This is a genomic window from Oleiphilus sp. HI0066 (genome assembly GCF_001635725.1).
Window position 1 is genome coordinate 1 of sequence record NZ_LWFH01001422.1, and the last position, 23,632, is coordinate 23,632.

At 44.1% G+C, this 23,632-nt stretch carries 20 protein-coding genes and 4 tRNA genes; 6 read left to right on the top strand and 18 right to left on the bottom strand.

Annotation, left to right across the window (positions count from 1 at the left end):
• The 8 genes from A3738_RS21585 to A3738_RS21620 all read right to left on the bottom strand — a co-directional run.
• On the bottom strand, positions 1-793 hold a 793-nt coding region (locus A3738_RS21585; RefSeq protein WP_197473959.1), incomplete at its 3' end, for an LON peptidase substrate-binding domain-containing protein.
• Positions 794-942: 149 nt separating this feature from the next.
• Positions 943-2,223 carry an ATP-dependent Clp protease ATP-binding subunit ClpX gene (gene clpX, locus A3738_RS21590; RefSeq protein ID WP_068477154.1) on the bottom strand — a complete coding sequence of 427 codons (1,281 nt, stop codon included), beginning with the start codon at positions 2,221-2,223 and terminating at the stop codon, positions 943-945.
• An 84-nt stretch (positions 2,224-2,307) separates the two neighbouring features.
• Positions 2,308-2,937, bottom strand: coding sequence for an ATP-dependent Clp endopeptidase proteolytic subunit ClpP (gene clpP, locus A3738_RS21595; RefSeq protein ID WP_197472156.1), 630 nt, complete (start codon positions 2,935-2,937; stop codon positions 2,308-2,310).
• 138 nt (positions 2,938-3,075) lie between these two features.
• Positions 3,076-4,383: a trigger factor gene (tig, locus tag A3738_RS21600; protein WP_068477048.1), complete on the bottom strand. Its 1,308-nt coding sequence runs from the start codon at positions 4,381-4,383 to the stop codon at positions 3,076-3,078.
• Positions 4,384-4,585: 202 nt separating this feature from the next.
• A tRNA-Leu gene (locus A3738_RS21605) sits at positions 4,586-4,670 on the bottom strand.
• A 46-nt stretch (positions 4,671-4,716) separates the two neighbouring features.
• Positions 4,717-4,792 (bottom strand) — tRNA-His (locus tag A3738_RS21610).
• Positions 4,793-4,815: 23 nt separating this feature from the next.
• Positions 4,816-4,892 (bottom strand) — tRNA-Arg (locus tag A3738_RS21615).
• A gap of 38 nt (positions 4,893-4,930) precedes the next feature.
• A tRNA-Pro gene (locus A3738_RS21620) sits at positions 4,931-5,007 on the bottom strand.
• A 216-nt stretch (positions 5,008-5,223) separates the two neighbouring features.
• Between A3738_RS21620 and folD the strand changes: the two genes are divergently transcribed.
• Positions 5,224-6,078: a bifunctional methylenetetrahydrofolate dehydrogenase/methenyltetrahydrofolate cyclohydrolase FolD gene (gene folD, locus A3738_RS21625; RefSeq protein ID WP_068477050.1), complete on the top strand. Its 855-nt coding sequence runs from the start codon at positions 5,224-5,226 to the stop codon at positions 6,076-6,078.
• Positions 6,079-6,144: 66 nt separating this feature from the next.
• Here folD and cysS read toward each other — a convergent pair whose 3' ends face one another.
• The 3 genes from cysS to A3738_RS21640 form a co-directional block, all read right to left on the bottom strand.
• Positions 6,145-7,530, bottom strand: coding sequence for a cysteine--tRNA ligase (gene cysS, locus A3738_RS21630; protein ID WP_068474475.1), 1,386 nt, complete (start codon positions 7,528-7,530; stop codon positions 6,145-6,147).
• Positions 7,530-9,212 (bottom strand): glutamine--tRNA ligase/YqeY domain fusion protein, encoded by a 1,683-nt coding sequence (locus A3738_RS21635; RefSeq protein WP_068477052.1) that lies wholly within the window; start codon positions 9,210-9,212, stop codon positions 7,530-7,532. The genes cysS and A3738_RS21635 overlap by 1 nt, the downstream gene beginning before the upstream one ends.
• Before the next feature lie 83 nt (positions 9,213-9,295).
• Complete coding sequence (locus tag A3738_RS21640; protein ID WP_068477053.1) at positions 9,296-10,594, bottom strand: serine hydrolase; 1,299 nt, start codon at positions 10,592-10,594, stop codon at positions 9,296-9,298.
• 245 nt (positions 10,595-10,839) lie between these two features.
• Between A3738_RS21640 and A3738_RS21645 the strand changes: the two genes are divergently transcribed.
• The 3 genes from A3738_RS21645 to A3738_RS21655 are packed head-to-tail and all read left to right on the top strand — an operon-like array spanning position 10,840 to position 13,311.
• Complete coding sequence (locus tag A3738_RS21645) at positions 10,840-11,343, top strand: peptidylprolyl isomerase (protein WP_068477055.1); 504 nt, start codon at positions 10,840-10,842, stop codon at positions 11,341-11,343.
• 4 nt (positions 11,344-11,347) lie between these two features.
• Complete coding sequence (locus tag A3738_RS21650; protein WP_068477057.1) at positions 11,348-12,097, top strand: UDP-2,3-diacylglucosamine diphosphatase; 750 nt, start codon at positions 11,348-11,350, stop codon at positions 12,095-12,097.
• Between the two features lie 5 nt (positions 12,098-12,102).
• A complete protein-coding gene (locus A3738_RS21655) occupies positions 12,103-13,311 on the top strand; it encodes an NAD(P)/FAD-dependent oxidoreductase (RefSeq protein WP_068477060.1) in 1,209 nt (402 codons plus the stop codon).
• A gap of 1 nt (position 13,312) precedes the next feature.
• On the opposite strand, the gene A3738_RS21660 is transcribed toward A3738_RS21655, so the two are convergent.
• Complete coding sequence (locus A3738_RS21660; RefSeq protein WP_068477062.1) at positions 13,313-14,173, bottom strand: phytanoyl-CoA dioxygenase family protein; 861 nt, start codon at positions 14,171-14,173, stop codon at positions 13,313-13,315.
• An 82-nt stretch (positions 14,174-14,255) separates the two neighbouring features.
• On the opposite strand from A3738_RS21660, the gene A3738_RS30100 reads away from it, so the two are divergent.
• The gene (locus A3738_RS30100; protein WP_156502270.1) at positions 14,256-14,414 is read left to right on the top strand and encodes a DUF2986 domain-containing protein; all 159 of its coding nucleotides are present in this window, start codon (positions 14,256-14,258) and stop codon (positions 14,412-14,414) included.
• A 64-nt stretch (positions 14,415-14,478) separates the two neighbouring features.
• Here A3738_RS30100 and rraA read toward each other — a convergent pair whose 3' ends face one another.
• Both rraA and ppsA read right to left on the bottom strand, forming a co-directional pair.
• On the bottom strand, positions 14,479-14,976 hold the full coding sequence (rraA, locus tag A3738_RS21665; RefSeq protein ID WP_068477064.1) for a ribonuclease E activity regulator RraA: 498 nt from the start codon (positions 14,974-14,976) through the stop codon (positions 14,479-14,481).
• A 21-nt stretch (positions 14,977-14,997) separates the two neighbouring features.
• Positions 14,998-17,361, bottom strand: coding sequence for a phosphoenolpyruvate synthase (gene ppsA / locus A3738_RS21670; protein WP_068477066.1), 2,364 nt, complete (start codon positions 17,359-17,361; stop codon positions 14,998-15,000).
• 218 nt (positions 17,362-17,579) lie between these two features.
• Here ppsA and A3738_RS21675 point away from each other — a divergent pair, with 218 nt between their 5' ends.
• Positions 17,580-18,398: a pyruvate, water dikinase regulatory protein gene (locus A3738_RS21675; RefSeq protein WP_068477068.1), complete on the top strand. Its 819-nt coding sequence runs from the start codon at positions 17,580-17,582 to the stop codon at positions 18,396-18,398.
• 10 nt (positions 18,399-18,408) lie between these two features.
• On the opposite strand, the gene A3738_RS21680 is transcribed toward A3738_RS21675, so the two are convergent.
• The 4 genes from A3738_RS21680 to A3738_RS21695 form a co-directional block, all read right to left on the bottom strand.
• Positions 18,409-19,644: an FAD-binding oxidoreductase gene (locus A3738_RS21680; RefSeq protein WP_068477070.1), complete on the bottom strand. Its 1,236-nt coding sequence runs from the start codon at positions 19,642-19,644 to the stop codon at positions 18,409-18,411.
• A 2-nt stretch (positions 19,645-19,646) separates the two neighbouring features.
• A complete protein-coding gene (locus tag A3738_RS21685) occupies positions 19,647-21,353 on the bottom strand; it encodes a putative 2-aminoethylphosphonate ABC transporter permease subunit (RefSeq protein WP_068503523.1) in 1,707 nt (568 codons plus the stop codon).
• Positions 21,353-22,429, bottom strand: a complete 1,077-nt coding sequence (locus A3738_RS21690; RefSeq protein WP_197472641.1) for a putative 2-aminoethylphosphonate ABC transporter ATP-binding protein — start codon at positions 22,427-22,429, stop codon at positions 21,353-21,355. The genes A3738_RS21685 and A3738_RS21690 overlap by 1 nt, the downstream gene beginning before the upstream one ends.
• Positions 22,430-22,531: 102 nt before the next feature.
• On the bottom strand, positions 22,532-23,557 hold the full coding sequence (locus A3738_RS21695) for a putative 2-aminoethylphosphonate ABC transporter substrate-binding protein (protein WP_068477075.1): 1,026 nt from the start codon (positions 23,555-23,557) through the stop codon (positions 22,532-22,534).
• Positions 23,558-23,632: the final 75 nt, after the last annotated feature.

Sequence of the window (23,632 nt, forward strand, 5' to 3'; positions counted from 1 at the left end):
AGAAAATAAGGTTGAAAATGAAGTGGTCTTCAAACTCGTTGCCACCTTCTCCAAGAGTACCCATTTCCTTTTGAATAGCTTTCATCTGCTCATTCAAGTAGTACTCTCGCTGACTCTTTTCCATTTGCTTTTTAACGCGTCCACGAATGCGTTTTTCTACCTGAATAAGATCAACCTCACCTTCGATAACAGCAAGTAGAAACTCAACACGCTGAACAACATCTGACTCTTCCAATACTTCCTGCTTATCTGAGATCTTCATCTCTAAATGTGTCGCAATCGTATCAATCAAACGCAAAGGCTCTTCAATCGAGGACAATGTGCTCACGACTTCATTCGGAACCTTCTTACTAACCTTAGCGAATTTTTCAAACTCACTAACCAACGCACTTGCCAGCGCTTGAAGCTCAACACCCTCAGGAATATTTTCAACAAGGTCATGTATTTGCGCTGAGACGAACTCTTCTTCATTAATCGCATCAACGACAACTCGCTTTTCACCCTCAACCAAAACTTTTACTGTACCATCCGGCAATTTGAGCATTTGCAAAATGGTGGCGAGCGTTCCAACGCGATACAACTCATCGATGCCCGGATCCTCATGATTAGCTTCTTTTTGAGTTACAAGAAGGAGTTTTTTACCCGCCTCCATAGCGGCCTCCAATGCTTGAATAGATTTTTCTCTACCCACAAACAAAGGCGCAACCATAGACGGAAATACAACTACATCTCGAAGCGGCAACATAGGTAAACCTACCACTTCATTTTCAACCTTATTTTCTATCTCACTCATTAATTGCATCTCCTACTCGCGTGAATATTTTGTAGATATGGGCAAACAGCATATTTACAAGGAGGCTAGTCCAACAAAAAAAGAAATCATTTTTAAATACGAAAAAACCAGCCGATTGGCTGGTTTTTTAATCAAATACTAAGACAGAATTATTCAGGCATTGCTTTCGCCTGATCTTTATTGTCGTAAATGCGAATAGGATCAGTCTCGCCTTCTATAACACTCTCATCTACCACAATCTTGCTTATACCATCTTCAGATGGTACGTGATACATGGTATCGAGCAATACATTTTCTAATATTGAACGCAATCCTCGAGCTCCCGTTTTTCGCTCCATTGATTGCCGTGCGACCGCTCTAAGCGCATCTTCACGAAAATCAACTTCGACACCTTCCATTTCAAACAATTGCTGATACTGCTTAGTGAGCGAATTCTTTGGTTCAGTTAGAATTTGCATCAATGCATCTTCATCCAATTCGTTGAGCGTCGCCACAACTGGCAAGCGACCAATAAACTCGGGAATCAAACCATATCGAACTAGATCTTCTGTCTGGACATCAGACAAAGTCTCGCCAACCGATTTTGTCGTTTCTTTGCTTTTGACTGTCGCACTGAAACCAATACTACTTTTCTCAGATCGATCCTGAATAACCTTATCCAAACCAGCAAACGCACCACCACAAATGAATAGAATATTAGAGGTATCAACCTGTAAAAACTCTTGCTGCGGGTGCTTACGTCCACCTTGCGGAGGCACAGAAGCGACAGTACCTTCGATCAACTTCAAAAGAGCTTGCTGAACACCTTCGCCGGACACATCTCGAGTAATGGATGGATTGTCTGACTTTCTCGAAATCTTATCGATCTCATCGATATAAACGATGCCTCGCTGCGCCTTATCAACATCGTAATCACACTTCTGAAGAAGCTTTTGAATAATGTTTTCAACGTCCTCACCAACATAACCCGCTTCCGTCAAAGTCGTAGCATCAGCGATTGTAAAAGGCACATTAAGTAAACGGGCAAGCGTTTCAGCTAGTAAAGTTTTACCACTACCTGTAGGACCAATAAGCAGAATATTACTCTTGCCAAGTTCTATATCAGACTTGCCACTACCATACTTCAATCGTTTGTAATGATTATATACAGCAACCGACAGAACAACCTTGGCTCTGTCTTGGCCAATAACATAATCATCGAGTGTAGTTTTGATTTCTTGTGGAACCGGAAGCCTATCGCTGCTCTCTTCCCCAGTACTCTCTTGAATTTCTTCACGAATGATGTCGTTGCATAAGTCTACGCACTCATCACATATAAAGACGGACGGGCCCGCAATAAGCTTTCTTACTTCGTGCTGACTTTTTCCGCAAAACGAACAGTAAAGCAATTTACCGTTATCTTCGCCTTTACCGTTTTTTTCGTCTGACATTTTTTTTCCCATTCCTGATTTGTTACACGCAACACTGGTTAACGGGCATCCCTGCCTACCAAGCGCTGCCAGGTATATTAATACTTATCGCTTCTCGATCACGGAATCAATTAAACCATAATCGACCGCCGCAGAGCCATCCATGAAATTATCACGATCGGTATCGCGCGCGATCGTCTCAAGATCCTGCCCCGTGTGATGCGACATAATACGATTCAACTTATCGCGAATCGTCAAAATTTCTTTTGTGTGTATTTCGATATCAGTTGCCTGCCCTTGGTATCCACCAAGCGGCTGATGAATCATCATTCTTGAATTCGGTAAACAATGGCGCTTTCCTTTTGCACCACCCGTTAATAAAAATGCCCCCATACTACAAGCTTGACCAATACATAAAGTCGAAACATCAGGCTTAATAAACTGCATCGTATCGTAAATTGACATCCCCGCAGTAACTGACCCACCCGGTGAATTAATATACAGGTGAATATCCTTATCTGGATTCTCTGATTCCAAAAATAATAACTGAGCTACAACCAAATTTGCCATGTGGTCTTCAACTTGACCTACCAAGAAAATCACTCGCTCTTTCAACAAACGCGAGTAAATATCAAATGAACGCTCGCCGCGTGCGGTTTGCTCGATAACCATTGGCACTAAGCCGCTATTGGTAATAATTGATGGTGCTTCGCTCATGGGACCCCTGTAGCTCATTATTTTATCTTCCTTTCCCTACATCGTGGCAGTGCGGACATTTTTCAAGCCCTAAATCAAAAACAGCTGGTAAAATACCAGCTGTTTTCAAGTGTAGCCGAAAAACAAACGTTCTTCAGGCCTGTAAAGAAAATAAGTTTACGCTTGCGCTTGTGCAGACTGCACAGCTTCTTGGTAAGACATTTTCTTTTTCTTAGTTTTTGCTTTTTCCTTAAGAAGCTCAATTACCGCATCTTCAACTACAACAGCTTCTACCTGTGTACGATTCTCTGGCTTATTGTAGTGCTCAATAACCTCTTCAGGTGATTCGTAAGTACCTGCAATCTCTTGAATCTTCTCATCAACCTTAGCTGCATCCGCTTTAATATCGTTATCTTTAACGATACCAGCGAACAACAAACCTGTCTTAACACGCTTAGCCGCCTGCTCAGCGAATAACTCATTTGGAAGCTGAGACAAGTCCATATCTTGACCACCGCCAAATTGCTGAACAGCTTCACGTTTCATCGCATCAATCTCTTGATCAATCAAACCTTGTGGAACTTCAACATCGTTACGATCACCCAGTTGTGTCACCATTTGCTGTTTAAGGTTATTTGCTACCGCGTTCTTAAGCTCACGCTCCATATTCTTAACGACTTCAGCTTTAAACTGATCTTCGTCGTCAGAGTCTACGCCGTACTTACTGAAGAACTCTTGGTCCATTTCAGGAAGTTTAATTTCGATATTCTCTTTTACAGAAACTTCAAAACGAGCATCTTTACCCGCCAATTCTTCGTTACCGTAGTCTTCTGGGAAAGTAACATTTAGTTCAACTTCTTCACCAGCTTTGGCTCCGACCAAACCTTCTTCGAAGCCTGGAATCATTTGACCTGAACCAAGTGTGATTCGCTGATCTTCAGCTGTTCCGCCCTGGAACTGATCATCACCAATGAAACCTTTATAATCCACAACCAAAGTGTCTTTCTTTTTGGACTTACGCTTAACAGACTTAGGCGTACCATGCTGACGACGCAACACATCAATCATTTCTTTAATGTCTTTTTCTTTAATCTCAGCATTTGGCTCTTCAAGAGTAATTCCATCAACCTCGATATTTTCAAGCTCTGGATAAACCTCAACAACAGCTACGAACTCGAAGTCTTTACCTTCGTCAACCTGCTTCGGCTCAAACTTAGGGTAGCCAACAGGGTTAATGCCTTCTTTACCTAGAGCTTCGATATATGAATTGCGCATCAATTCACCGATAACTTCTTGGCGAACTTGACCACCAAAACGCTTCTTAACAACTTTCGCTGGAACTTTACCTGGACGGAAACCGTTTAAGCGCACAGTGCGCGCTGTTTGCTGCAGTCGCTGCTCTACTTCCGTTTCTATTTGTTCTGCTGGAACGCCAATAGTGATGCGACGCTCGATGGAAGATGTTGTTTCAACAGAAACTTGCATGGAAATTCCTCAATTCTCAAAAACTTAATTAACTTTGCTTGCCTGCAACGTAACGCCTTCTAGCCAGACCGCTCAGGCAAACCGCACGCAAATAATGGGGAACGAATAGTAAGAGTCAATACCGCACTTGGCAAGCACTTTATTCACAATAAATGAAGGGATATAAAGTTAGGATTAAAAACTTTGCAAACTAAGTAAAACTTGGTGCGAAAGGAGAGACTCGAACTCTCACATCTTGCGATACTGGAACCTAAATCCAGCGCGTCTACCAATTCCGCCACTTTCGCACATATTTTACTTACAGCAAGGGTTGCCCTTACTTATATAGTATATTGGGGTGGGCGAAGGGGATCGAACCCTCGACCGCAGGAATCACAATCCTGAGCTCTACCGACTGAGCTACGCCCACCATTACTCGGATCAACCATTTAATGGCGCACCCGGTAGGATTCGAACCTACGACCGACGGCTTAGAAGGCCGTTGCTCTATCCAACTGAGCTACGGGCGCTCGAACCCTATCTACTATCTATATACTAGCTGTAGAAGTGGTCGGGGTAGAGAGATTCGAACTCCCGACATCCTGCTCCCAAAGCAGGCGCGCTACCAGACTGCGCTATACCCCGACTTGCCTTGCTTTGGGTTACCCCCTCAACAAGATGGCGCGAATAATACATACGGTTTTGCAGGTCGTCAACAACAAAAACAACTAATTTATTAATTTATTTTTCGGCGCATAAATAGCAACCAAATCCCTTATGTAAAAGTCTTTTTATTCTGATATGAGCATGACAAAATGCCCGCAATTCTACATAGCAACCATATAAAGCAGTTACACAGTCATGAGTGCACAAATAATTGATGGCAAAGCTGTCGCCACACAACTGAAGGAAGAGATCGCAAAACAAGTCGCTGAAAGGATCGAACAGGGTAAACGACGTCCTGGACTCGCCGTCATTCTCGTCGGCGATGATCCTGCCTCTGAAGTTTATGTTCGAAACAAAAACAATGCATGCGAGCAGGTCGGATTTAAAAGCGAAGCGATCGTTCTACCGGAAAGCACTCAACAACACGAATTAGAAGCATTAATAGACAAATATAACAATGACCCCGAAATAGATGGAATCCTTGTCCAACTTCCCCTTCCAGACCACCTTGATAGCGACAACCTTTTAGAGCAAATCAAACCAGACAAAGATGTAGACGGCTTCCATCCTTTTAATATAGGTCGCTTAGCTCAGCGAATGCCACTTTTACGACCTTGCACACCTAAAGGCGTGATCACTCTACTCGAAAAAACTGGACAAACAATACGAGGCAAAGACGCTGTAATAGTTGGTGCCTCAAACATCGTCGGCCGCCCAATGGGCCTAGAACTGTTATTAGCTGGCTGCACCGTAACTACTACCCATCGCTTCACCCAAAACCTTCCCGAAAAAGTATCTCAAGCTGATATCGTAGTTGTAGCGGTTGGCAAACCTGGCCTTGTTAAAGGCGAATGGATTAAACCCGGCGCTATTGTTATTGACGTAGGTATCAATCGCCTAGAAGACGGGACGCTTGTTGGTGATGTGGAATTTGATATCACAAAAGAACGCGCTGGTTGGATTACTCCCGTGCCCGGTGGAGTCGGACCAATGACAGTAGCGACACTTATGGAAAACACCTTATACGCTGCAGAGCAGCTTCACGACTAAAGCAATATCGTATCAATAAAAAAGGCGACCCTTAGGTCGCCTTTTTTACACATAAACACTTGTAAACTAAGCGCGACGCCAGGTTGTCCCATCTTTACCATCGTCAAGAACAATGCCTTGTTCGGCTAACTCATCACGTATGCGATCTGACTCAGCCCAGTTTTTGTCCGCACGCGCTTGAAGTCGCTGAGCAATCAACGCTTCAATTTCATCTTCAGCCAGTCCACCATCTTGTGTCGGCGCTTGTTTAAAATAAGCATCTGGATCCGACTCAAGCAAACCAAGAACGCCAGCCAATTGCTTCAACGTAAATGCAAGCTGATTTTTCTCAGCTGCATCTTTCGCTGAATTAAGTGCCTTAACCAAATCAAACAACACCGCTAGCGCAACTGGCGTATTGAAATCATCACACATTGCCGATTTGAAACGGTCAACATAAGAGACCTCAAGATCAACTTCTGAAATCTCTAATCCACGCAAAGATTGATACATACGATCTAGCGCGCTTTGCGCTTCCGCTAAGCTCGCTTCCGAATAATCAATTTGACTGCGATATTGGCTTGATGTGAGGAAGTAACGCACCACTTCAGGAGAGTACTTTTCAAGCACTTCGCGAATAGTAAAGAAGTTACCCAAAGACTTAGACATCTTCTCTTTATTAACCCGGACAGCGCCGGCATGCATCCAGTAATTCACATAGGTTTCGCCAGTAGCCGCTTCGCTCTGCGCAATCTCATTTTCATGATGCGGGAACTTCAAATCAGGACCACCACCATGAATGTCGAAGGTATTACCAAGACAACAAGTCGACATTGCCGAACATTCTATATGCCAGCCCGGACGGCCTTTACCCCAAGGAGAGTCCCAGTATGCCTCACCCTCTTTTGCAGCTTTCCATAATGCAAAATCTAATGGGTCTTCTTTCAACTCTTCAATACCAACGCGCGCACCGGACTGCAGATCATCGATATTTTTCTTACTGAGTTTGCCGTAACCATCAAACTTCTTAACACGATAATAAACATCACCATTATCAGCAGCGTAGGCGAAGCCTTTCTCGATCAGTGTTTCAGTCATCGAGATAATATTACCCATATGCTCAGTAGCGCGCGGTTCTTGGGTCGGAGGTAAAGTGCCCAATGCTCGTTCATCTTCATGCATAGCATTAATAAAGCGCTCAGTTAAGGCATCAAACGCTTCGCCATTTTCATTCGCACGTGCAAAAATTTTGTCATCAACGTCTGTGATATTTCGAATGTAAGTGACGTCGTAACCGATATGACGAAGGAAACGCGTAATCACATCAAAGCCAACCATCACGCGAGCATGGCCAATATGACAATAGTCGTACACCGTCATACCACAGACGTACATACGAATTTTGCCCTCTTCGATAGGTTTAAATACTTCTTTCTTGCCAGTCAGCGTATTAAATAATTTAAGCTCAGACATTATTTACCACTCCAAACATCACGAAGACCGATCGTTTTATTAAATACCAATTTGTCTGCCGCGTGATCAAAACGATCTGCAACAAAATACCCTTCTCGCTCAAACTGAAAGCTATCTTCTGGCTTCGCTGCAGCTAACGCTGGTTCAACAACGCCTTCATATTCTTTCAAACTATTCGGGTTGATATGGGCTAAAAAATCACCCTCACCTGCATCAGGATTCGGGTCGGAGAACAAACGATCGTAATCGCGAATGGTTGCTTTTACTCCATGCTCTGCAGAGACCCAGTGAATCACACCGCGAGGTTTTACACCCTCAACGTTCTCACCGACAGTACCCGGAACAAGCGAGACCTTAAGCTCAATGATTTCACCCGCATCATCTTTAATCACTTCTTCAGACTTAATAATATAAGCACTGCGAAGACGAACATACTCTCCGCTCACTAAGCGCTTAAACTTTTTGCGTGACAAGGTATTGTCTTCATTGAAGTCAGCTTTATCGATATACAACGTTTCCGAGAATGGGATCACTCTCTCGCCTAACTCAGGTTTGTTTGGATGGTTCGCAGCTTTCATCTCAAGACCTGAGTCAGCCTCATCAATATTAATGACCGTGACTTTAAGAGGATTCATCACGCACATCGCGCGAGGAGCTTGTTCATTCAAATCATCACGAATCGCTTTTTCTAGCTGAGCTACATCCACATCACTGTTGTTCTTAGCGCTTACAGGAATCATTTCACAGAAGCTTTTAAGCGAATTCGGAGTAAACCCACGACGACGCATTCCTGATATGGTTGGCATTCTTGGATCATCCCATCCCGCCACATGATTCTCATCAACAAGCTGCTTAAGCTTACGCTTACTGGTGACCGTATAATTCAAGTTCAAACGCCCCATTTCATACTGAGTTGGCCTAGTAGGAACGGGAAGATTCTCAACAAACCAATCATACAAAGCGCGATGAGACTGAAACTCCAGAGTACAGATGGAGTGCGTAACGCCTTCGATCGCGTCTTCTTGGCCATGCGCAAAATCATAGCTCGGATAAATACACCATTTATCACCTGTCTGGTGATGTTCAACCTTGCGAATTCGATAAAGAATCGGGTCTCTCAAATTCATATTTGGCGAAGCCATATCGATTTTCGCACGAAGAGAAGCCGCCCCTTCATCGAAACCACCAGCTCTCATTGTTTCAAAGAGGTCTAGATTCTCTTCAACAGAACGCTCTCGATAAGGGCTGTCTTTACCGGGCTTAGTCGCCCAACCGCGATATTCAGAAGCTTGCTCCGCACTGAGTTCACACACATAGGCCTTACCTTCTCGAATAAGATGTAAGGCCCACTCATATAATTTATCAAAGTAACTTGAGGCATAACGTGCGTCGCCATTCCATTCATAGCCTAACCAGCGCACATCCTCTTGAATTGCATCAATAAATTCTTGGCTTTCTTTCTCAGGATTTGTGTCATCAAAACGAAGATTACAAACTCCGCCATATTGCTGCGCCAAACCAAAGTTAACCCAAATTGAGCGCGCATGGCCTACATGCAGATAACCGTTCGGCTCAGGAGGAAAGCGAGTAACAACTCGACCTTCGTGTTTATTTGAAGCCAAATCTTCTTCAATAATCGTTTCAAGAAAGTGCTTAGATTTAGTTGGTGCAGTGTCCGACATATATGAGTTTCACCTAGTGAACAGAACTAACAATAGAAAGGGCGCGCATTATACCGGAATACGCGCCCTCTATAATAGACGTTTTATATCTTGGTAATAGAACAGTTCTTAGAAATTGCGTTAACAAAACGCACAAGAGAAGGAATATTGTTTGCAACAATAGGAATGCCGCTAGTCATAAGAGAAACGCTAATCTCCCTTCGAGGGTCGGCCCAAGCCATTTTATTGATTAAACCAATATGCCCATAACAAGCCGAACTATTCGCACCCCAAATACCGACTGGCTTGCCACCAAGCATTAAACCCGCGCTATAACGCATTGGCATCATCAAGGTACGATCAAACTGAACACTCGCAACCTCTTGAATCGCTCGACGAATCGTAATCTCCTTCGCTACTTGCTTTCCCTTCCATTCACCGCCGTTAAGCATCATCTGGAAAAAGCGATTCATTTCTTCTGCTGTTCCCATAATATTGCCTGCTGGAATCACCGCGGACAGAAATCGAGGATCGTTTGTCACATCTTCGACCAAATCTAAAGGCCCACCTAATGCGCGTTTAATCAAATATGAAATTGGGAAACGCGGTTTCAAGCCTATCGCATAGTTCATCGCGACGCGGTCTGCATATTCATCATCAATACCATACTTAAAGTATTTCATGCCCATCGGCTTACGAATACGCTCATCTAAGACTTGCTGAATCGTCTTATCAGTGACCTTGCTGACCACACGCTCGAGAATATAACCGCCCGTCAGCGCATGATACGCCAACTTGTCACCGCGTGGCGAGTCAGGCTCCGCATCGCATAATAAACGCCAAATCGTATCGTTATCCCATAAAGTTTCTACCGGCAGCCCCTCAGGCAAACCGGGAATACCACTGCGATGCGATAGCACCTGATGAATCGTGATGTTTTTCTTGCCATTGCGGGCAAACTCAGGAAGATAAAAACTAATCGGATCATGCAGATTGATCAGTTTCTTCTCGTTTAACATATGCATCAATAGTGCTGTGACCGCTTTAGAAGCTGAGAAAAAACACATGGGAGTTTCAGGTCGCATCAAGACCTTAGGTGCCAACTTGTGGTCTGCTGGTCCATTACCTGAAGCATGTCCAATGGACCGCTGCAAGACCACTTCACCCTTACGTCGCAAGCAAAAAGAAATAGCGGGATGCGTACCCGTCTGATAGACACCCTCAACAGATCGCCAAATTGACTCTACATTTTTAGCCGTCATTCCAACTGATTCGGGGTTTCTTTCTTGCGTTTTATCGATCGATGTGACCTGAGCCAGAGAATCAGGGATAACACTTGTTTTACTTAATCGAGCTTTAACGCGCGGGACATTGAGCGCCGTCAATGGAGCATCTAACAACATAATTTGCCTATTTATTATTAAACTTTTCAATCTTTAACGAGTTCAGATAAGTCTTTACGATAGAAGCTAACTGCTTTTAAAACAAACCCTTAGCCGCAAATCACAACAAAAATTAATCGTCCTCAGCAAAACTAATCCCCCCAAGTGTTTAGTCTGACAGCCCAAAACTGTACAATCGGCGCCGAATGGCTGAGTGCGACTAACTGGCACTGGCATCATGTATCTGTAGATCCAACGGAATAACTATGATTTTATTGAAAACTAATTACGGCGACATCACCTTGGAACTTGATTATGAAAAAGCTCCAGTAACCGCTAAAAACTTCGAAGCATACGTGAAAGACGGTTTTTATGACGGCGTAATTTTTCACCGCGTTATCGACAATTTCATGATCCAAGGCGGCGGTTTTGATGTCGATATGAACCAAAAGCCAACGCGCGAAACCATTGAAAATGAAGCAAACAATGGTCTTAGCAATGACATCGGCACAATCGCCATGGCGCGCACGATGGATCCGCATTCAGCTTCTGCTCAATTCTTTATTAACGTTTCTGATAACGCGTTCCTTAACCACACCTCTGAGACAACTGAAGGCTGGGGTTACGCGGTCTTCGGTAAAGTTGCGGAAGGCATGGATGTTGTTGAAAAAATCAAAAGCGTCAAAACCACAATGAAAGCTGGCCACCAAGACGTACCAGTGAACGAAGTGATTATTGAATCAGCAAGCGTTGTAGAAGCAAGCGCTTAATTCAATGATCTATTTCATCTCCGATTTACACTTAGAAGAGTCTCGACCAGATATAACCGAAGCCTTTTTCTATTTTCTCGACAAAATAGAATCCGACGCAAGTCAGCTTTATATCCTTGGAGACTTCTTCGAAGCTTGGGTCGGGGATGATGAAAACACGCTCCTTCAACAATCGGTCAAAAAGCGTCTTGCTCAACTAACCGAAAGCGGCGTCAAAACCTTCTTTATGGCAGGCAATCGTGACTTTTTGATTGGCCAACAATTTTCGAAAGACACAGGCGTTGAAGTGCTTCAAGATCCAAGCACTATTAACTTGAATGCCGAACCATTACTTCTAGCGCATGGCGACAGTTTTTGCACCAAAGATCTGGCGTATATGAAGTTGCGCCAAATGCTTAGAGACCCTGGATTTTGCGAAACATTTCTAGCACGACCTCTCGCAGACCGACTCACCACCGCTAGGCAATTACGTGAAATGAGCATGGCGTCGAACAAGGGCAAAGACACTGAAATTATGGATGTTACCCCTGAAGAAATAACCAAGCTTTTAGAAGAAAAACAAACACAAGCTTTGCTTCACGGACATACTCATCGACCAGACATTCACGAGATCACGGCCAACAACCAACCTGCTAAACGCATTGTATTAGGTGATTGGGATCAACACATTTGGTATGCAAAAGTCCCCGAATCTGGAAGTATCAAAGATATAAAACTATACAAAGAAGACTTCCCCACCTCTTTATCTAGCTAATACTTATGAATGACTACATTACCACCAGCGACGTGATCATTATTGGTGGCGGCGCATCAGGATTAATGTGCGCAGGATTTGCTGGACAAAAAGGCCTACATACGGTTGTACTAGATCGCGCAAATAAAGTCGGCAAAAAAATACTCATGTCTGGCGGGGGACGCTGTAACTTCACTAATTACTTTGTCGAGCCCGACAACTATCTCTGTGCAAATCCTCATTTTGTTAAATCTGCGCTAAGTCGATATTCACAGTGGGACTTTATTTCACTGGTCGAAAAGCATCAAATCCCCTATCACGAGCGCAAACATGGCGAATTGTTTTGCGACAATAGCGCCAAAGACATTCTTAAGATGCTCATAGAAGAGTGTCCGCCGGATAAGGTCGACATTCGCACTAAGTGCGATATCGATAACATTCAATACGAGAACGATTATTTCGTTCTCAAAACAAATATCGGTACTTTCAAGGCTAAGCAATTAGTCATCGCGAGCGGCGGATTATCTATTCCTACAATGGGCGCTAGCGGGTTCGGTTATCAAGTTGCAGAACAATTTGGGCATTCGGTTCTTCCCACTCGGGCAGGTCTTGTTCCATTCACCTTCAGTGATGCCACCAAAGGGCTTACCGAACGTTTGTCTGGTTTGGCGCATGACAGCGCGATGTATAACGAGCGACGCACGTTTCGAGAGAACATACTGTTCACACACCGAGGGATATCTGGCCCCGCGGCATTGCAACTTTCAAATTACTGGCACACTTCAGAAGAAATACAGATCAATCTATTTCCAGAAACAGATATCGAAGCAGTTCTTTTTGAGGCAAAACAAAATGCACCAAAGGCCATACTCAAAAATATACTCGCAAAGAGCCTAGCTAAATCTTTCGTGCAAGAACTTGAAGATCTGTTTTGGAAGGACCTAGCCACAACACCAATGGGCGAAATGCAAGATAAAGCACTGCGCAAGATTGCCCAGCAACTAAAATCTTGGACACTCAAACCCTCTGGCACAGAAGGCTATCGCACCGCTGAAGTAACGCTAGGCGGAGTCAATACAGATGAAGTATCTTCCAAAACAATGGAAAGTAAAAAGCAAAAAGGCTTATTTCTGATCGGCGAAGTTCTTGACGTTACCGGACATCTAGGCGGCTTTAACTTTCAATGGGCATGGGCTTCCGCCTTCGCGGCGAGTGAATCTTTGAGTCACCACTAAGCTAGCCTGATGTTTTAAAAAAGCTTTGAGCTAATGACGTCAAATCGTCAGAAAAACCATACATATGCCTGTACTGGAGGATTTGCTTACCAACTAACCTCAAGCGGGTTTCAAAATCTGGGAATAGCTGTAGAGGCAAGAGAGGCTCATTGTAAGGAGCGATGTCACCCCTCTGAAATTCAAATGCAATACTAATTCGAGGCGAAACACTCGTCTTCTGACTCTTACCCCCCCAATGGAACACTCTTTGATTCCATATAAATGCAGTCCCAGCTTTTGCTGGAAGCGCTCTAACTGACTGCATGTCCGTGGGAACGTCTTTCGTATCAAACGAAAGATAATATGGATCTTGATCTGCGGGGACCATATACATACACCCATTTTTCGGAGTCGCATCACTCAAAGCAATCCACATTGTTAAGCTTTTTGGCATACCATCATGAGTCAATGTATTGGAGAGTTTATCTCTATGCGGCCCCCATCCAGACTCACTTTTCTTCGGGTCAACATGCCATGCCCAAAAATCAGGCAGCATCAAAGCCTCTGCGCCCAACACATTGACTAATAACTTTTGAAATTTAGCAACACATTGCCAATATTCATCGAACAACATGCAGAAAACGGGCAACATCTGATTTTTATGAAGCGCAATAATTCCATCCCGAAGTTTTGTAACCTCTTTATTGGATAAGACCTCAGGAAATTCTTGATAGCCTTCCGCGACCAAAGTGCTTCGATTTAGCTCTAAATCAAAATACTTGGATTCAGGGATTACTTTGTTTTCAGTTCCAGAAATGCTTAAAGCAGGTAACATTTCTTTCCAAAACTTCTTTTTCTTATACTTGTCGTATTTATTACTCATCTTTATTTTCTGCTAGCTTCAGATAATTGATCTACTTTCTAAAGATACCACCCCTATTTATTAAAAACTTAAACAGAGCTCTATGAACAGACAAAAAAAAATCAAACAAATCAATAAAAAGCGAATGAAAAAAGAGGCGGCTAAACGTGCGCCTAAAAAGAAGTCGACCTATATTTCAAAAGCTAAACGCGCGGAATTAGAAGAACTTGAACAGTCTGGCACAGAGTCGGAACAAGAGTGACAATTTAGATCCAATAACAAAAAGCCCAGTCATTTGACTGGGCTTTTTTAGCGCAACCGAAGTTTTAAGCAGGCATGCTCAAAGGCTCTGGCGAGACAATCACGCCGTTGTTATCCGCATAAACGTAATGTCCTGGTTTGAATACAACGCCGCCGAATTTCACCTCAACATTTAGATCACCTAATCCACGCTTCTCTGTCTTACGAGGATTTGTACCAAGCGCTTGTACGCCTAATTGCGTTTGGCGAATCACGTCGACATCGCGAATGCAGCCGTAAATGATCAACCCAGACCAACCATTTGCAGCAGCTTTCTCTGCAAGCATATCGCCTAGCAATGCATTACGCTTTGAACCACCGCCATCAACGACCATAACTCGGCCTTCGCCTGGTAGGCCAACTTGCTCTTTCACTACCGAGTTATCTTCAAAACACTTTACAGTCACGATCTCGCCACCAAACGCATCGACCGCGCCAAAGTTGTGAAACATTGGTTCTACGACTTCAACTAAGTCTGGGTACTCGTCACATAAATCTGGGGTGATAATTTTTTCTTCACTCATATTCTTATTCCTTTTAACTACTTACTGCTCTTCTTCTGCAAGATAGAACCACGTATCAAGCACAGAGTCAGGGTTTAATGACACAGTATCGATACCTTCATTCATTAACCAGCGCGCGAAATCTGGGTGATCCGAAGGGCCCTGTCCGCAAATACCGACATATTTACCTGCTTTCTTACATGCTTGAATAGCATTACTCAACAAAGCTTTGATCGCTTCATTTCGCTCATCAAAAAGATGCGCGATGATGCCAGAGTCTCGGTCTAGACCGAGCGTCAATTGGGTTAAGTCATTCGAGCCGATAGAGAAACCATCAAAGTACTCTAAGAATTGCTCTGCCAAAATGGCATTCGCTGGCAATTCACACATCATGATTACACGAAGACCGTTCTCGCCACGCTTAAGACCTTGAGACTCAAGAAGTTCAACAACCTGCTTCGCTTCACCAACGGTTCGAACGAATGGCACCATCACTTCGACGTTATCCAGACCCATTTCTTCACGCACTCGTTTAAGCGCCTGACACTCCAAATAAAAACAGTCACGGAAAGTTTCAGAGATATAACGTGATGCGCCACGGAAACCGAGCATCGGATTTTCTTCATCTGGCTCGTATAAATTCCCACCGATCAAATTCGCGTATTCGTTTGACTTAAAGTCAGACAAACGAACGATCACTTTCTTCGGATAGAACGCAGCAGCCAAGGATGAAATACCCTCAACAAGCTTATCGACATAGAAATCAACAGGAGAGTTGTAAGCCGAGATGCGCTTGTCAACCGTTTCTTGGATTTCTAAAGGCAAGGCATCGTAATTCAACAATGCTTTAGGATGCACACCGATCATACGGTTGATGATAAATTCCAAGCGAGCCAAGCCAACACCTTCGTTTGGCAAGGCGCTAAAATCGAACGCTCGATCAGGGTTACCAACATTCATCATAATTTTGAATGGTAGGTCAGGCATTGATTCAATTGAGTTTTCACGCAATTCAAAATCAAGCAAGCCTTCATAAATAAAGCCTGTATCACCTTCGGCACATGAAACAGTTACTTTATCGCCCGACTTCAGTTTTTCTGTCGCATCGCCACAGCCCACTACAGCAGGTATACCAAGTTCACGGGCAATAATTGCAGCGTGGCAAGTACGACCACCGCGATTTGTGACAATCGCAGAAGCACGCTTCATAACTGGTTCCCAATCAGGGTCCGTCATGTCAGTAACCAATACATCACCTTCTTGGACCTGATCCATGTCTGCTAAAACATCCACAACACGAACTGGCCCGCTACCGATTTTCTGACCAATACTTCGACCTTCGACGAGCACATTACCCGTCTCTTTCATCAGATAACGTTCTAGTACTGCACTGCTAGATCGGCTTTTAACGGTTTCAGGTCGCGCTTGAACAATATAAATCAAGCCGTCGTCACCATCTTTCGCCCACTCAATATCCATTGGTCGGCCATAGTGCTTTTCAATAATTAGCGCTTGTTGCGTTAACTCGTTAATGTCTTGATCAGTAATAGAGAATTTAAAACGGTCTGCTTTATCTACTTTGACAGTTTCAACAAGCTCATCACCGCTTGTCGCATAAATCATTTTCTGAGCTTTGCTGCCGAGGTTACGACGCAAAATTGCTGGCCGCCCTGCTTCGAAAGTTGGCTTATGCACATAAAATTCATCAGGGTTTACCGCGCCTTGAACAACCATTTCCCCAAGACCGTAAGAGGACGTGATAAATACGGCATCACGGAAACCAGATTCCGTATCAAGCGTAAACATAACACCGCTTGAGGCCGTCTCACTACGCACCATTTTTTGAATGCCTGCAGATAGCGCCACATCAATATGCGCAAACCCTTGGTGTACACGATACGAAATCGCACGGTCGTTGAACAAAGATGCAAATACTTCTTTTACCGCATGTTTGACTGCATCAATACCCTGCACGTTCAAAAAAGTTTCTTGCTGGCCTGCGAACGAGGCTTCTGGCAAATCTTCTGCTGTTGCTGATGAACGAACGGCTACAGCCATTTCATCATTGCCAGATTGAAGCTCAGCAAATGCTTTGTCGAGCTCATCTTCTAATTGCTTTGGAAACGGCGTATCCATCACCCAAGATCGGATTTCAGCACCAACTTCAGCAAGCTTATTTACATCATCAACATCTAGTGCATCTAGAGTCTTATGAATGCGATCAGCAAGGCCATCATTTGCTAAAAATTCGTTAAACGCATACGCGGTTGTGGCAAAACCGCCCGGCACTCGAACACCTGCGCCGCTAAGGTTTGCGATCATTTCCCCTAAAGAGGCGTTCTTTCCACCAACACGTTCGACATCATTCATCCCTAAGTGATCGAACCAAACAATATATTCTTGCAAGACGAAGCTCCTATTAACCGTAAGTCGCCAAAAACAATAAACGCCAGAGACAGGGAGTTCGCGTACGATTAGACGCGACTTCAAACTCTCTATTCTTAGAATGCTAGATTTTCAAAGGTGCGCATCATACCACTTTATGCTAGCTTAATTCAGCATCAGAAAGGCCTAAATAACGGGCAATCTAAATATCTATTTCTCTTTACGCGGTACCGAAGAATATGAGTAACAAACGAACTGCATTTTTCATCTCTGATGGCACTGGAATTACCAGTGAAGCACTTGGAGTGAGCCTACTAAAACGCTTCGATCAAATTGAGTTTGAAAAGGACACACTACCTTACGTAGACACCATCGAAAAAGCAGAAGAAGTTGTAGAACGCATTAATGCGAGAGCAGAAATAGATGGCGCGAGACCAATCGTTTTCGACACACTTGTCGATGACGATATTCGTAAAATAATCGCTAGCAGTAACGCATTAAAAATCGATGTATTTGGAGCATTCTTGGGCCCATTAACCGACGAGCTTAATGCCAAACCTAGTGAAGAAGTGGGACGCGCGAGAATTGGCGAAAGTTCTGGATACGAAGATCGTATGGAGGCAATCAACTATGCACTTCATAACGACGACGGAGCAAGAACCAAGCACTATGATGAAGCAGACGTTATCTTAATTGGTGTATCACGCAGCGGCAAAACACCAACATGCTTGTATCTTGCGATGCAGTACGGGATTCGTGCAGCAAACTACCCGATTACTGAGGAAGACATCGAAGATCAAAAACTCCCTGCAACACTCAAAAACTATCGCGAGAAACTGTTTGGGCTCACGATCGACCCAGAGCGTCTGTCTCTCATCCGCCACGAACGAAAACCAAACTCACGTTACGCAACGATGAAACAATGCAATTACGAAGTAGAAGAAGTAGAACTCATGTATCGACGAGAGCGCCTGCCAAGCATGAATACTACCGATTATTCCGTTGAAGAAATCGCGACGCGTATTATGGTGCAGTGCAATTTACAAAGACGCTGCTAACCCGCTCTACTTACGCTTTTCGTGACCGTGCCGCGGCGCATTGATATTGAAAAGTAGGATCAAAAGGCATGGCGTCAGGCATTCTGTCTGGCGCGTATGCACTGATATCCAAATAGGGCGTTAATCCGCACGCAAGTTCACTCAATACTCTCCCAAAGCCTGCACTCATCGCGATACCTGAACCGCAACATCCTGTTCCAACATAAAGGTTAGGAATGGACTCAACCGAACCAAGAACAAACTGCCCGTCGAGCGTGTAACTAGATACTCCCGCTGTGTAGTGTTTAATCCCGGCATTCAACAGACTCGGAACAAAGGGCTCAAGCGCTAAAAAAGCCTCCTCTAAATCGCGTTCACCTTCGCTCTTATCGAACTGATACCCAAACAGATCAATCGGAAGCTCCTCAGGGCTACCATAAATCATCGAGCTATCACGATAACCAAATAAAAGATCATTACCATCGGGCCTGGTGTAACAAGAGGCGTCTGGAATCACTGTAATAGGACTAAAACGATCAAGAGATGAAATACCATCAACCATCCAATATTGGCTACGAACTGGCGCCATCGGTAACATCACATCAACATGTGATAAAAATTTAGTGCTCCATGGGCCTGCACATAAAACGACAGAGTCAGCATAAATACATCCACCATCACTAAACTTCACCCCTGTTAAACAGCCTTGTCCATCTATCATCAAAGAATGTGCAAAACGTTCAACTACTAGTCGGGCGCCATGACTCACCGCATCAGTTAAATAAGCATTGCCAAGCGAATACGCATCAACATAACCGTCTTGTTCATCTAAACAAACAGCCGCCTCCTTAGAGACGTTTAACCAAGGACAAATCTTTTTAAGTTGCTGGGGGCGAAGAAACGCACTCTCTCTACCTGCGTCGTGAGCGCTATCATGAGCCCTCATGGCGCTTGCATCAGCAGCTGGTGTTCCACCAACATGCACGCAGCCCGTTTGCATAAAGCCAGTACTATCTGGCTTATCTTGTTCGAAAGATAAAATCTTATGGTACGTCTCGTCCATCATGGCTTGCCGTGTGCTATCCGCCCGATGACGAATCAACACCGATGCAGCTTGCGCGGTGGTTCCGCGCATAGGCAATTGCGCATCAACAATCGCCACTTTTTTATTCATTCTTGAAAGATAAGAGGCTGTCGACGCGCCCAGTATGCCGGCACCAATAACGAGCACATCGACAACATTTGAGTTAACTTTACCAAGCGCCATTTCTATACTGCTCTATTGCGCCATGGTTGCAGGTAACGCGAGATCAGCTCAGTGACGAGCCAATGCAGTAAACGTGCGCTAGCGCATGCGGCCATAATCAAAACCGCCATTGCAGCGGCCGGTGCAAGATCACCCGCATCATCCATATTTAGTACAGAAATCGAAGCGAGAATCGTGTTTGGCGAATACAAGAAAACAACGGCTGATACAGTAGTCATCGCATTAATAAACATGTAGGAAAACACATCTACAATGGTCAACAAACACAGTGGCGTACTGACGTTTATAAAGCGCTTAAACCAACCTGCCTTCATCGACTCAGCTGCTTCGTCAAAAGACTTATCTAGCTGCTTCAACGCAGTTAAAAACGTTAGATGACTCACGGTATAAAAGTGCGCAACAGTACAAAGAACTAATATCGTCATTGTTCCATACACACTGTTCAAAGGATTGTTAGGCTGATTAAAAAAGAAGATGTATGCTAAACCCAGCACCATGCCAGGAACAGCCATTGGCAAAATTGCGAGCGCATGAACAATTCGCTTCAAGAAGACATTCTGCGCAGCTCGCTCATTAAAGTATGCGACAAACCAAATCAATAGAGTGCCGAATAAAGCTGTCCAAGCTGCCATCTGCAAAGAGTTACCAAACGAGGCCCAGCCTCCGCCATCCATCAAATCAAACTGATAATTGTTCAGAGAAAATGACAAATTATAAGGCCAATAAGTCACGAAAGACGCATAAATCGCGGTACCAACTACGAGCAGCATCGATGCCAGAATAGGCAGACACACCAAAAGACCGAGTAAATCACGCGATAGCTTTTTAGAGGGCAAATAAGGCTTGCTGCTAGATGTTACGGTGACTTTTTGCTTCGATTCGACATAACGCTGAGCAACAAAGGTGATTAATACAGGCGCCAATAACACGAGACTCACCACCGCTCCCATTTGAAAATTCTGTTGCCCGATAACTTGCTTGTAAATGTCAGTGGCGAGCACGTTATATTGACCACCAATCACTTTGGGAACACCAAAGTCAGTAATCATAAGAGTAAATGAAACAAGTGCAGCGCTAATCAGTCCGTAACGAGCATTCGGCAGCGTAACCGTCATAAAGGTTCGAAAAGCACTCGTTTTCAAAGCATTTGCTGATTCATATAAGCGCGCATCGTTCTGGCGTAGAGCGGTATAAAGAATCATGAACGCGTGCGGAAAAATCCAAAATACACTCCCCATCACTATTCCAATAGGGCCGTATATCTCGGCACCGAACAACCATTCTCGCAAAAAACCTTGCTTACCAAAGATATAAATCAACGCGATAGCTGGCAGTAAAGAAGGCGCTAACAGCGGCAACATCGCTAAAAATCTAAACAGCCCTTTTGCAGGAATGCGAGAGTGCGTTAGTACATAGGCGTAAAGAAATGCGCAGACCACGACAATTAAAGTCACGACCAAAGATATAAACAAGGAGTTAGATAAAGACTGCTGTAAACCCTGCGAACCAAAATACGTTAAAAAGTTATCCAGACCAACAAAGTGTCCATCACTATCCTCAACACTTTTACTCAGTAAAGAAAACAAAGGGAGCAAAATTGCGACACTCAATGCCCCAATAACACCCAACTGAACAAACAAGCGGATAGTTCGATCCGTTTCAGATAAACCGTTAAACCAAGAACGAAGATTTAAAGTTAAGGTAGTCACTAAGCCGTCTCCGCATCTTGAGAAAACACATGCAGCGCTTCTTTCGGCAAGGCAACTTTATGCTGTGCGCCTAAACTCAAGTCAAAAAATTGCAGCTTGGTAGATGGCAAATCTATTTCGAGACTCTTACCCCAAGCATCACATACCAATTGAATAGAAACGAATCGGCCGAAATACTCAATTGCCTCGACGCGAGCTGAGACAACGACGCCTTTCTCACTCGCAAGACCGAACTCTACATCACCCTCTAACACCAAATGCTCTGGACGAATTGCGAGAGAAGCACTTGTCGAATGAAGATCTAAATGGGTCTGCAAGTCTTTCGTCGCCTGACTTTCACGCTCAGCTTCAAGCGAGAAAATATTCATCGACCCAACGAAGTCTGCAACGAATTCTGATGCCGGTTTGCGATACACCAAATTAGGCGAAGCACATTGTTCAATTCTGCCTTGATTCATCACAACCACTTTATCGGCCATACTCAGGGCCTCTTCTTGGTCGTGCGTCACCATAATAGTGGTAATGCCTAAGCGTTTTTGTAACTGTTTTAACTCAGATCGCAACCTTGTGCGCACTTTTGCATCAAGTGCTGACAATGGCTCATCCAGTAACAGTAAACTCGGTTTCAGCGCTAAAGCACGCGCTAAAGCAACACGCTGTTGCTGACCACCAGACAGCTGTTGAGGATATTTATCGACGTGCTCATGAAGATCCATCAAGGCAACAAGTTCAGTAACGCGCGCCCGTCGCTCGGCTTTCTTGACCTTTGCATTCTTCAAACCATATTCAATGTTTTCCGACACGTTCAGGTTCGGGAATAAAGCATAACTTTGGAACACAATCCCAAAGTCACGCTGACTTACTGGCAACCGAGAAATATCGATTCCATTTTGAATAATTGTCCCCTCATCCTGCAATTCGAGGCCCGCAATCATTCTAAGCAGCGTCGTTTTTCCGCAGCCTGATGGCCCGAGAAAACAAATAAATTCTCCTCTTTCAATTTCAAATGACACATGATCGACAGCATTGAAATTTCCGAATGACTTAGAAAGTTGATTTACGCTTAAAAAACTCATAATGAGACTCGCAGACAATGGATGGGTAGAACTCAAAAAAGCGGTGCCCAAAGGCACCGCGCAACAACAGCTACGTCGGAGTCGTGGCTGGTTGGGAAAGCCTTACTTCGGATCAGATTTTCCGTCGTAACGGCTAGCCCACGTAGACAAAATGTCTTTACGGTTCTTAGCAGCCCAACCAAAATCGTTATCTATGATGAGTTCTTCAGCATTTTCTGGGAAATGCTCAACTGGTTTTGCAATACCTGGTATTGCAACAATTGCATAACCAACGTTATACATACGCATTGCATCTTCAGAGACTGCAAAGTCCATAAGCTTTTTCGCAGCGTCTAGCTTGTCAGTACCTTTAACAATCGCTGCCGCTTCTACGTCCCAGCCTAAACCTTCTGAAGGAAAGACCACTTCAACTGGTGCGCCTTTTGTTTTTTCTTTTGCGCCACGAAATGCAAATGAAATACCAATAGGCGTTTCACCAGCGGCGGCCAATTTACAAGGCTTTGAACCAGAGTGGGTATAACGTGAAATGTTTTCGTGAAGCGCATCCATGTATTCCCAACCTTTGTCCTCTCCGAACATTTGTAGCCAGCTTGATACATCTAAGAAGCCAGTACCTGAAGAGTTTGGATTAGGCATAATGACATGGCCTTTATAGACAGGCTTGGTCAAATCTTCCCACGAGCTTGGCATAGGCAAACCCGCTTTCTGTGCTTCAACGGTATTCACACATAAGCCAGCCATCCATGCATCTAGGCCTACCCATTGCGTTTCTGCGCTATTATCACGGAACTTCGGCGATAGTTTTTCAAAACCAACAGGCTTATAGGTTTCTAGCATTTGCTCATCTTTAAGAATAAGCAGTGATGTGCCCGCTAAACCCCAAACAACGTCTGCTTGCGGATTTTCTTTTTCAGCAAGCAACTTAGCAGTAACGATGCCTGTGGAGTCGCGTACCCAATTGACTTTGATATCAGGATTCTTGTTTTCGAATTCTGCCTTATAACGCTTCAGATCTTCTGCTTCAAACGCTGTATATACAGTTAATTCTGTTGCAGCCATTCCAAGACCACTAAGGGCCATCAATGCTGCACCTGCAACACACTTCTTCATTGTCTTCATCATAGCCATTGGCTTGTTCCTCTAAGTTATTGGTATAGACCAGGTGAGAAACATTTAAGTATCCAAATGTGACAATACAGTGAA

Bases quoted from the DNA above. Each gene is read 5' to 3' on its own strand.
- A3738_RS21680 (WP_068477070.1), bottom strand. From the start codon at position 19,644: ATGGCGCTTGGTAAAGTTAACTCAAATGTTGTCGATGTGCTCGTTATT.
- tig (WP_068477048.1), bottom strand. From the start codon at position 4,383: ATGCAAGTTTCTGTTGAAACAACATCTTCCATCGAGCGTCGCATCACT.
- A3738_RS21675 (WP_068477068.1), top strand. From the start codon at position 17,580: ATGAGTAACAAACGAACTGCATTTTTCATCTCTGATGGCACTGGAATT.
- A3738_RS21660 (WP_068477062.1), bottom strand. From the start codon at position 14,173: ATGAGTAATAAATACGACAAGTATAAGAAAAAGAAGTTTTGGAAAGAA.
- rraA (WP_068477064.1), bottom strand. From the start codon at position 14,976: ATGAGTGAAGAAAAAATTATCACCCCAGATTTATGTGACGAGTACCCA.
- A3738_RS30100 (WP_156502270.1), top strand. From the start codon at position 14,256: ATGAACAGACAAAAAAAAATCAAACAAATCAATAAAAAGCGAATGAAA.
- clpP (WP_197472156.1), bottom strand. From the start codon at position 2,937: ATGAGCTACAGGGGTCCCATGAGCGAAGCACCATCAATTATTACCAAT.
- cysS (WP_068474475.1), bottom strand. From the start codon at position 7,530: ATGTCTGAGCTTAAATTATTTAATACGCTGACTGGCAAGAAAGAAGTA.
- clpX (WP_068477154.1), bottom strand. From the start codon at position 2,223: ATGTCAGACGAAAAAAACGGTAAAGGCGAAGATAACGGTAAATTGCTT.
- A3738_RS21640 (WP_068477053.1), bottom strand. From the start codon at position 10,594: ATGTTGTTAGATGCTCCATTGACGGCGCTCAATGTCCCGCGCGTTAAA.
- A3738_RS21650 (WP_068477057.1), top strand. From the start codon at position 11,348: ATGATCTATTTCATCTCCGATTTACACTTAGAAGAGTCTCGACCAGAT.
- A3738_RS21690 (WP_197472641.1), bottom strand. From the start codon at position 22,429: ATGAGTTTTTTAAGCGTAAATCAACTTTCTAAGTCATTCGGAAATTTC.
- A3738_RS21655 (WP_068477060.1), top strand. From the start codon at position 12,103: ATGAATGACTACATTACCACCAGCGACGTGATCATTATTGGTGGCGGC.
- A3738_RS21645 (WP_068477055.1), top strand. From the start codon at position 10,840: ATGATTTTATTGAAAACTAATTACGGCGACATCACCTTGGAACTTGAT.
- folD (WP_068477050.1), top strand. From the start codon at position 5,224: ATGAGTGCACAAATAATTGATGGCAAAGCTGTCGCCACACAACTGAAG.
- A3738_RS21695 (WP_068477075.1), bottom strand. From the start codon at position 23,557: ATGGCTATGATGAAGACAATGAAGAAGTGTGTTGCAGGTGCAGCATTG.
- A3738_RS21635 (WP_068477052.1), bottom strand. From the start codon at position 9,212: ATGTCGGACACTGCACCAACTAAATCTAAGCACTTTCTTGAAACGATT.